Below are 8,637 nucleotides of genomic sequence, written 5' to 3'. Positions count from 1 at the left end.
CGACCAACCCGTCCACCTCCCGCCGCCCGAACGCGGCCCGCAGCACCCCGAGGGCGTCGTCGGCGCGCCGGCCCCGGTCCTCGAAGCCCGCGCCCAGCAGGTCGAACTCCTCCCGCAGCGAGCCGACGCCCACCCCGAGGATCAGCCGGCCGCCGCTCAGCAGGTCGAGCGTCCCGTAGCGCTTCACGATGGCCAGCGGGTGGTGGTAGCCGAGCACCAGCACGTGGGTGGCCAGCCGGATCCGCCGGGTGTGCGCGGCCAGGAACGACAGCGTCGCCGCCGGATCCCAGTAGCGGGTGCCTCGCGTGTCGGCGTACGCGGCCGGCACGGCGACGTGCTCGCTGCAGGTCAGGTGGTGGAAGCCCAGGCGGTCCGCGGCCTGCGCCACGGCCACCACCTCGTCGACCCCGGCACGTTCCTCCCAGGCGTTGTGGGCGCGAGGGTTGAGGGTGACGACCGGGGTGATGATCCCGAGCCGGGTCACCTCCGGGGCAGCTTGATCGCCTTGTCGGCGATGATGTTCTTCTGCACCTCGGTGGTGCCCGCCCCGATCGACGTGTAGCGCTGGAAGACGTAGAGCCGGTTCCAGGCGCCGCCGTCGACGGCATCGGGGCCGCCCTTGGCCATCATCCCGTAGGGGCCCAGCAGGTCCACCGCCAGCTCGGCGAGGGTCTGTGCCAGGTGGCTCCACTGCAGCTTCGCCAGCGGCACCTCCGGCCAGTTCTTCTCGTTCCGCAGGATCTTCGACAACGCCCGGTAGTTGAGCAGCTTCGTGTACTCGATGTCGGTGTGGGCCCGGGCGATGCGCTGCCGGATCTCGGGATCGTCCAGCGCCCCGGGGTTGACCGCCTTGGCCAGGTTGATCATGGCGTCGAGGTCGGCCCGCATGCCGATGGCCAGCCCGGCGGTGCCCACCCGTTCCGAGCCGAGGGTGCCCATGGCCACCAGCCATCCCTCGCCTTCGCCGCCGAGGCGGTACTCGACGGGGACCCGGGCGTCGTCGAAGAACACCTCGCAGAACATCTCCTCACCGGCGATGTCCCGGATGGGGCGCACGTCGATGCCGGGCGTCTCCATGTCGATGATCAGCGCGGTGATGCCCTCGTGCTTGCGCCCCTCGGCGATGGCCGCGGGGTCCGTGCGCACCAGGAACAGGCCCCAGCGGGCGATGTGGGCACTCGAGATCCAGATCTTCTGGCCGTTGAGCACGTAGTCGTCGCCGTCGCGGATGGCGAGGGTCCGGAGGTTGGCCAGGTCGCTGCCGGCCTGCGGTTCGGAGAAGCCCTGGCACCAGTGGTCATCGGCGTTGAGGATGTTGGGGATCCAGCGGTGCTTCTGTTCGTCGGTGCCCCACCGGATGATCATGGGGCCGATCTGCCACAGGCCGTTGGCGTTGTAGATGCCCGGCGTGCGGTACGTGGCCATGGTCTCGGAGTAGATGACGCTCTGGGTGACCGTGGCGTCGCGACCACCCCACTCCTCGGGCCAGGTGATGGCCGCCCACCGGCCCTCGTTCAGCTTGCGCTGCCAGGCCCGTCGCCGCTCCATCGCGGCCATGATCCCGCTCGATCCGGCGCCGGCCGCGTCGTCGCCGTCGTGGGGGTGCTCGGCGAGGAACTTGTCGAGGTTGTCCTCCAGCCACTGGGTCAGCTCGGCCCGGAAGGCTTCGTCCTCGGCCGTGTAGGCGAAGTCCATGGCCAGAAAACTAACATCCGTGTCAGGTTTCTCCGCCTGCCACCGCAGCCGCCACGCCACGCCCGAGGTCGCCGACCATGGAGTTCACCTTCAGCGCCGAGCAGGACCAGCTTCGTGACGCCGTGAGGTCCTTCCTCGCCGCCGAGAGCCCGCCGAGCTACGTCCGATCGATGATGGAGCAGGAGCGTGGCTTCACCGACCAGGTGTGGAGCCAGCTCGTCGATCTCGGTTGGACGGGGGTGCTGGTCCCCGAGGCCCAGGGCGGTCTCGGCCTCGGGATGGTCGATCTGGTGGTGCTGATGGAGGAGATGGGGCGGGTGGTGTTCCCCGGGCCGTTCTTCTCCTCGGCGGTGCTCGCCACCCTGGCGGCCAAGCAGCTCGGTCTCGAGGATCGCCTGGCCTCGCTGGCCTCCGGCGCCACCCGCGGCACCGTGGCCCTCGACGAGCAGGGTCACGGCGACGTGGTCGACCGGGTACGCACCCGGGCCAGCCGGAAGACCGGCCGCTGGTTGCTGAACGGCACCAAGCCGGTGGTGCTCGACGGGCACACCGCGGATTGGGTGCTGGTGGTGGCCCGCACCCAGCAGGGGATCGGCACCTTCCTGGTGGAAGCCCCGCGCGCGGAGCTGGTGCCCACCTGGGACCTCACCCGCAAGGTGGCCCGGCTCGAGCTGCGCGACACGCCGGCGGAGCCGGTGGGCCCCGACGGTGATCACACCAGCCTGTGGCGGCGGGTGGTCGACGACGCGTGCGTGGCCCTGTGCGCGGAGCTGGTCGGGTCCATGGAAGCCGCGCAGGACCTCGCGGTCGAGTACGCCAAGGCTCGGGTCCAGTTCGACCGGCCGATCGCCACCTTCCAGGTGATCAAGCACAAGACGGTCGACATGCTGCACCGCATCGAGCTGTCACGGGTGGGCACGCACTTCGCCGCGTGGGCCTCCGACGTGGAGGACCCGGTGCGGGCCGAGGCGGCGGCGATGGCCAAGGCCTACGTGCCCGAGTCCGCGAACGAGGTCGCCGGGGAGTGCATCCAGATCCACGGGGGGGTGGGCTTCACCTGGGACTGCGACGCGCACCTGCACTACCGGCGGGCGAAGCAGAACGACCTGCTGTTCGGCTACCACGGCATCCACCGGGAGCGGGTGGCCGACCTGGTCCTGAACCCGGCCTGAGCGATCACGCCCCGAGCGGGCCGGGGGTCGGGCCGGGGCGATCGCCGTTCAGCCCTGGACCTCGACGGTGCCCACGAAGGCCTCGAGGGCATCGGTGGTCCACGCGAACTGGCCGCTCGGCAGCTCGACCGCCACGCTCGCGCCCGGCTCGACACGCTCGCGCCGCAGCTCGGCACTGGTCGGCAGGGGGCCGTCCTTGATGGTGACCGTGTAGGTGGCCTGGCCCGTGTTCCGCCACGTGACCGGCGTGCCGAGCGCGACGGTGACGTAGCCGGGGCAGACCTGCTGGTCGGAGAAACGCACCACCGCTTCCTCGGCGGTCATCACCTCGCCGGGCATCTTGCTGTCGCAGGCATTGGGCGCGCTGCTACGAGGGCCGGTGGTTGGCGCCGGCGCGCCGGTCGCTCCCGCCGTGGTCGGCGGGGGAGCGGCCCGATCAGCATCGCTCCCGCCGCCTCTGCCGCCGCTCGAGCAGCCGGCGAGGGAGGCGGTGAGGGCCACGGCGAGGGTGGCGGTGGCGGCGGCGGTCACGGCACGGCGGGGCGTGGACATGCTCAGATGATGCCCGCTGCCGACGCGGCGGCGAGCTCGTCCTCGCTCAGCCCGACCAGCCCGCACCACACCTCCCGGTTGTGCTCGCCGAGACGGGGCGCGCTCGAGGGCACCGGGAGCTCCTCCCCGACGAAGCGGGGGAACGGGGCCTGCTGGCGCACCGGGCCGATCACCGAGTCGACCACGGTGACCAGGTCGTGGCGGGCCTGCATGTGCGGATCGGCGGCGATGTCCGCCGCGGTGTACGCGGTGGCCACCGGCACGTCGTGGTCGATGCAGCGTTGCTCGATCTCCGCGGCGGTGAGCGAGCGGGTCCACGCCTCGACGATCCCGTTGATCGCCTCGGCGTTCGCCGCCCGATCCGCCAGGCGGGCGAATCGGGCGTCGGTCGCCAGCTCGGGTCGGGACATGGCCGCGCACAGCCGGCGGAAGTTCGCGTCGGAGCCGGCCACGATGCACACGTACCTGCCGTCGGCGGTGGGGTAGTTGTCGAGCGGGGCGGAGTTGGCCAGCCGGTTGCCTTCGCGCTCGCGCACGATGCCGAGCCGGTCGTAGCCGGCGATCGTCCACTCCAGGATCCGCAGCACCGACCCGTACAGGCACGCGTCGACCACGGCCCCGGTGCCGGTGCGGCGCGCGTCGCGCCGGTAGAGCGCAGCCAGCGCCGCGTGGGCCGCGAACACCCCGGTGAGGTAGTCGCTCACGGTGACTCCCGGTCGCACCGGGGGACGATCCGGGTAGCCGGTGAGGTGCAGCAGGCCCCCGTAGCCGATGCCCAGGCGGTCGAGGCCTGGCCGCAGCGACGAGGGCCCGTCTTGCCCGAAGACCGAGATGCGCACCATCACCAGCCGGGGATCGAGGTCGGTCGGACCGACGTTCCAGCGCTCCATCGTCCCCGGTCGGAAGTTCTCGCACACCACGTCGGCGTGGCGGCAGAGGCGGCGGAAGAGCTCCTGGCCCTCGGGCTTGCGCAGGTCCAGGGTCACGCCCTTGCGGCCCCGCCCCTCCACCGACCAGAACAGGGAGTGCCCGGGGCCGTCGTCGCCCTCGACGGGCACGAACGGGCCGATCTCGCGCATGAAGTCGCCGACGCCGGGCTGCTCGACCTTGATCACCTCGGCGCCCATCTCGCCGAGCAGACCGGCGCAGAACGGTGCCGAGATGCGGGTCCCGACGTCGATGACCCGCAGTCCTTCGAGGGGACCGCCCATCTAGGCGTCGCCCCGATCGCGAGCCTCGAAGACCTCCTTCATCGAGCCCATCTGCTCGCGCTCGGCCAGCTTGCCGAGCGCGGTGGCGGTGTTGTGGGTGAAGTGGTGGGCCATGAAGTGGAAGTTCCACGAGTGGCGCTTGCCCATGAGCTCGAAGGTCTGGTTGATGGAGTCCTTGATGCGCTCCGCGGTCACGGGAGGCACCAGCGCGATCTTGTCGGCCATGGCTCGCGCCGCCGCGGCCAGCTCGGACCGGGGCACCACCTGGTTCACCATCCCCAGCCGCCAGGCTTCGCGGGCGTCGATCTCGTCGCCGGTGAGCAGGAACTCCTTGGCTTTGCGGATGCCCAGCTCCCACGGCTCCACCAGCAGCTCCACCCCCGCGCCGCTCATGCGGGCGACGGGGTTCTGGAACACCGCGTCGTCGGCGGCGACGATCAGGTCGCACATGGCGGCCAGCATCAGACCCGCGGCGATGCAGCGTCCCTGCACCGCGGCGATGGTGGGCTTGCGGAACTCGTAGAGCCGCACGCAGCGGTCGAAGTACATCTGGCGCTCGTGGCGGAACTTGCCCTCGGCGGTGGCCCGGCGGCGCTGCAGCTCGGGATCCGCACTCGGTCCGACCAGCTCCTTCAGGTCGTGGCCGGAGGAGAAGTGCTTGCCGGCCGCGGCGAGGATCACCACCCGCACGGCGTCGTCGGCGTCGGCCAGGTCGAGCGCGCGGTCGAGCTCGTCGATGAGCTGCATCGACTGCGCGTTGGCCTGGTCGGGGCGGTTCAGGGTGATCGTGGCCACCGGGCCGTCGACGTCGTACAGCAGGGTCTCGAACTCGCTCACTGGGCCTTGGCCTCCTGCTTCGGCTCCCGGGGCAGGCCGAGCACCCGCTCGCCGATGATGGTGCGCTGGATCTCGTTGGTGCCCGCGAAGACCGAGGCCGCGTGGTAGTAGAGCCAGCTCCGTTGCCAGCGGCCGCCGCCGGGATTGCCCGACGCCCCCCACCACAGCGGCGCCGCGTCGGCGAGCACCGCCATCGCCGTGTCGTGCAGCCGTTTGCTCATCTCGCTCCAGTACAGCTTCAGCGCGCTGCCTTCCGGCCCGAGCTCGCGCCCGTGCGCCAGACGGGACAGGGATCGCCAGTTGTGCAGCTGGAACAGCCTGACCTCCACGTAGGCCTCGGCCAGGCGTTGCTGGAGGCGAGGGTCGTCGAAGCGGTCCTGCTCGAGGGCCAGGCGCAGCAGCTCCTCCAGCAGCTGGGCGTGGATGACGAGCTGGCGCGGGTTGGTACCTCGCTCGTGGGTGAGCGTCGAGGAGGAGACCCGCCAGCCGTCGTTCTCGGCGCCGATCAGGTTCTCTTCCGGCACGAAGGCGTCCGTGAAGAACACCTCGTTGAAGTCGTACTCGTCGGTGATCTGGCGCAGCGGGCGGACCTCCACCCCGGGCTGATGCATGTCGATGACGAACGCCGAGATGCCCTGGTGCTTCGGCGCGGTGGGGTCGGTGCGGGCGAGCAGCAGCCCCCAGTCGGCGAACTGGGCGTACGAGGTCCACACCTTGTGCCCGTTGATGCGCCAGCCGCCCTCGACCCGCTCGGCCCGGGTGGCCAGCGCGGCGAGGTCGCTGCCGGCGCCCGGCTCGCTGAAGAGCTGGCAGAACAGCTCGGTGGCGTCGAGGATCGCCGGCAGCCAGCGGTCCCGCTGCTCGGGTGTGCCGTGGGCCAGCAGGGTGGGGCCGACCAGGTTGACGCCGATGCGCCCGACCAGCTCCGGGGCACGGGCCCGCGCCAGCTCCTCCTGCACGATGTAGTGATGGAGCGCGCCGGCGCCGCGCCCGCCGTAGCGCTCGGGCCAGGTCACCCCCACCCACCGGTCCTCGGCCAGCCGGCGCTGCCACCCGCGCAGGAAGGCGACCTCCTCGGCCAGGTCGTCGAAGTGCGGGGGGAGCCCCTTGCCGTACTCCCAGGGGAGGTTGGCCTGCAGCCATGCCCGGCACTCGGCCCGGAACGCCTGCTGATCGGGCGTGGGAGCGAGGTCCATAGGCGGATCAATCCTAGACGCCGGCACCCCGAGGGCTGACACGGACGTCAGGTATGGTCTGGCCGTGGACTTCGAGCTCTCCGCCGACCAGCTCGCGTTGCGCGACGCGGCTCGTGAGCTGCTGGCCGGCTACGCGTCGCCGACGCAGGTTCGGGCGGTGGTCGATGCCGGCGGCGGGTTCGACCCGAAGCTGTGGGCCGCGATGGTCGAGCAGGGCTGGACCGCGATCGCGCTCCCCGAATCCTGCGGGGGTCTCGGGCTCGGCTTCGTCGAGGTGGCGGTGCTGCTCGAGCAGGTCGGCGCACACGTGGCGCCCGCGCCCGTGCTCCAGCAGATCGTCGCCCTGACGATGCTGGCGGACGCTGCGCCGGAGTGGGTCGAGCCGCTGGTGCGCGGAGCGTCCATCGCCACCATCGCCTGGTCGCCGGTCCGGGCGGAACCGACCGGCGAGGGGTGGGTGCTCGCCGGTCGCACCGAGCCCGCGGTGTACGCGCCGTCGGCGGATGTGGCGGTGGTGCGCTCGGAGGACGCGGTGTTCGCGGTCGACCTGCGCGCCGGCGGACGGCCCGCGGCGGAACCGGCGATGGATCGCACCCGCGAGGTGGGTTGGTTGGTCTTCGACGGCACACCTGCGGTGCGGCTCGGGGGGGTCGATGCGCTGGAGCGGTTCTGCGACCTGGGGGCCACGGCCTACTCGGCCGAGCTGCTCGGGCTCGCCTCCCGCTCGCTGGAGCTGGCGGTGGCCTACGCCAAGGACCGGGAGCAGTTCGGGCGCCCGATCGGATCGTTCCAGGCGGTCAAGCACCGGTGTGCGGACATGCTGGTGGACGTAGAGGGGATGCGCTCCAGCGCGTACTGGGCGGCGTGGTGCGTGGCCGCGGACGACCCCGACCGGTCGATCGCCGCCTCGACGGCCAAGACCTGGTGCTCGGACGCGGCCCGTCGGGTGACCGCGTCGGCGTTGCAGGTGCACGGGGGGATCGGCTTCACGTGGGAGTCCGACGTGCACCTCTTCCTGAAGCGGTCGCAGCTCGACGAGCGAGCCTTCGGCGACGCGGTGTTCCACCGGGCCCGGTTGGCGTCGATGCTGCGAGCGCGAGTCGAGGCGGGCGAGAGCGTGATCTGAAACGCCGTTTCGGTTGTTGTCGCGGATCGTGGTTCGGGGGCTACGGAGGGTCCGCGATGTGACGGATGCCGCTTGAGAGGTGGTGCTGGTCGTTCGTAGCTTCCGGAGCCGCAACGGCGAGGGCGGATCTGGGAGGGCTTCGATGCGCCGTGTGTTCGGTGTGTTGGTGCTCGGTGTCCTGTTCGCCGGGTGTGGTGGTGGGAGTGAGGGGGAGGGGTCGGCGCCGGGTGTGACGCCGGCTCCTCCGCCGTCGTCGACGGTCGAGCAGACGAGCCCCACCACCCAGCCCCGTTCCGATGAGGAAGCGATCCTCGCGGCGTACCAGGGGTATTGGGACACGTGGCTCGCCGCGAACGATCCGCCCAATCCCGATCATCCGGGCCTTGCCCGTTACTACACGGGTGAAGCCTTGGAGCGAGCTCGGGATTCCATTCAACAGAACCGTATTGCGGGGGTACTGCTCCGTCTTCCACCGGGTTCGGTGTATCGCCATGAGGCAGTGGTGACGGAGATCGGTGAGGGGCGAGCGGCGATCCGAGACTGCGCAGTCGACGACGGCCTCGTGCTCTCCGTGCAGGACGGCGCTGTGTTGAACAACGCGGTGGTCACGACGCACGCCGAGGCGACGCTTCTTCACGTCGACGGGCTCTGGAAGGTCGACGATGTCGTGGTCGATGCGCGATGGGAGGGGGTGGCGGGGTGCGCCATGTCCTCCGGTTCGTGATCGGAGCGGTGGGCTCGTTGGTCTGGCTGGTTCCAACTGGCTGGGCTGGCGCGGCGGTGAATGACGGGAACCAACACGCTGGCGCATTCGTTGTTTCTGGGGCGCCGACGGCGGTGGTGGTGGT

At 71.1% G+C, this 8,637-nt stretch carries 9 protein-coding genes; 3 read left to right on the top strand and 6 right to left on the bottom strand.

The genetic code is table 11. From position 1 onward, the window contains the following. On the bottom strand, positions 1 to 484 hold a 484-nt coding region (locus V7004_RS14060), incomplete at its 3' end, for an LLM class flavin-dependent oxidoreductase (protein ID WP_334144752.1). Beyond that, entirely contained in the window at positions 481 to 1,695 is a 1,215-nt protein-coding gene (locus tag V7004_RS14055; RefSeq protein WP_334144751.1) for an acyl-CoA dehydrogenase family protein, read from the bottom strand. The genes V7004_RS14055 and V7004_RS14060, both read right to left, overlap by 4 nt. 77 nt (positions 1,696 to 1,772) lie before the next feature. Here V7004_RS14055 and V7004_RS14050 point away from each other — a divergent pair, with 77 nt between their 5' ends. Beyond that, positions 1,773 to 2,867: an acyl-CoA dehydrogenase family protein gene (locus V7004_RS14050; RefSeq protein WP_334144749.1), complete on the top strand. Its 1,095-nt coding sequence runs from the start codon at positions 1,773 to 1,775 to the stop codon at positions 2,865 to 2,867. 48 nt (positions 2,868 to 2,915) lie between these two features. On the opposite strand, the gene V7004_RS14045 is transcribed toward V7004_RS14050, so the two are convergent. The 4 genes from V7004_RS14045 to V7004_RS14030 are packed head-to-tail and all read right to left on the bottom strand — an operon-like array spanning position 2,916 to position 6,663. Further along, positions 2,916 to 3,419: a cupredoxin domain-containing protein gene (locus V7004_RS14045; protein WP_334144747.1), complete on the bottom strand. Its 504-nt coding sequence runs from the start codon at positions 3,417 to 3,419 to the stop codon at positions 2,916 to 2,918. A 2-nt stretch (positions 3,420 to 3,421) separates the two neighbouring features. Continuing rightward, positions 3,422 to 4,630, bottom strand: coding sequence for a CaiB/BaiF CoA transferase family protein (locus V7004_RS14040; RefSeq protein ID WP_334144746.1), 1,209 nt, complete (start codon positions 4,628 to 4,630; stop codon positions 3,422 to 3,424). Continuing rightward, positions 4,631 to 5,467 (bottom strand): enoyl-CoA hydratase, encoded by an 837-nt coding sequence (locus V7004_RS14035; RefSeq protein ID WP_334144745.1) that lies wholly within the window; start codon positions 5,465 to 5,467, stop codon positions 4,631 to 4,633. It lies immediately after the preceding gene. Then, entirely contained in the window at positions 5,464 to 6,663 is a 1,200-nt protein-coding gene (locus V7004_RS14030; RefSeq protein ID WP_334144744.1) for an acyl-CoA dehydrogenase family protein, read from the bottom strand. Before V7004_RS14030 ends, V7004_RS14035 begins: the two co-directional genes overlap by 4 nt. 64 nt (positions 6,664 to 6,727) lie before the next feature. On the opposite strand from V7004_RS14030, the gene V7004_RS14025 reads away from it, so the two are divergent. Continuing rightward, on the top strand, positions 6,728 to 7,789 hold the full coding sequence (locus tag V7004_RS14025; RefSeq protein ID WP_334144743.1) for an acyl-CoA dehydrogenase family protein: 1,062 nt from the start codon (positions 6,728 to 6,730) through the stop codon (positions 7,787 to 7,789). A 142-nt stretch (positions 7,790 to 7,931) separates the two neighbouring features. Continuing rightward, complete coding sequence (locus V7004_RS14020) at positions 7,932 to 8,513, top strand: hypothetical protein (protein WP_334144742.1); 582 nt, start codon at positions 7,932 to 7,934, stop codon at positions 8,511 to 8,513. Positions 8,514 to 8,637: the final 124 nt, after the last annotated feature.

The organism is Rhabdothermincola sp. (genome assembly GCF_036846205.1).
GTDB lineage: Bacteria > Actinomycetota > Acidimicrobiia > Acidimicrobiales > Acidimicrobilacustridaceae > Rhabdothermincola.
The sequence above is the reverse complement of the archived record's forward strand: the minus strand, read 5'-3'. Positions and strand labels throughout refer to the sequence as shown.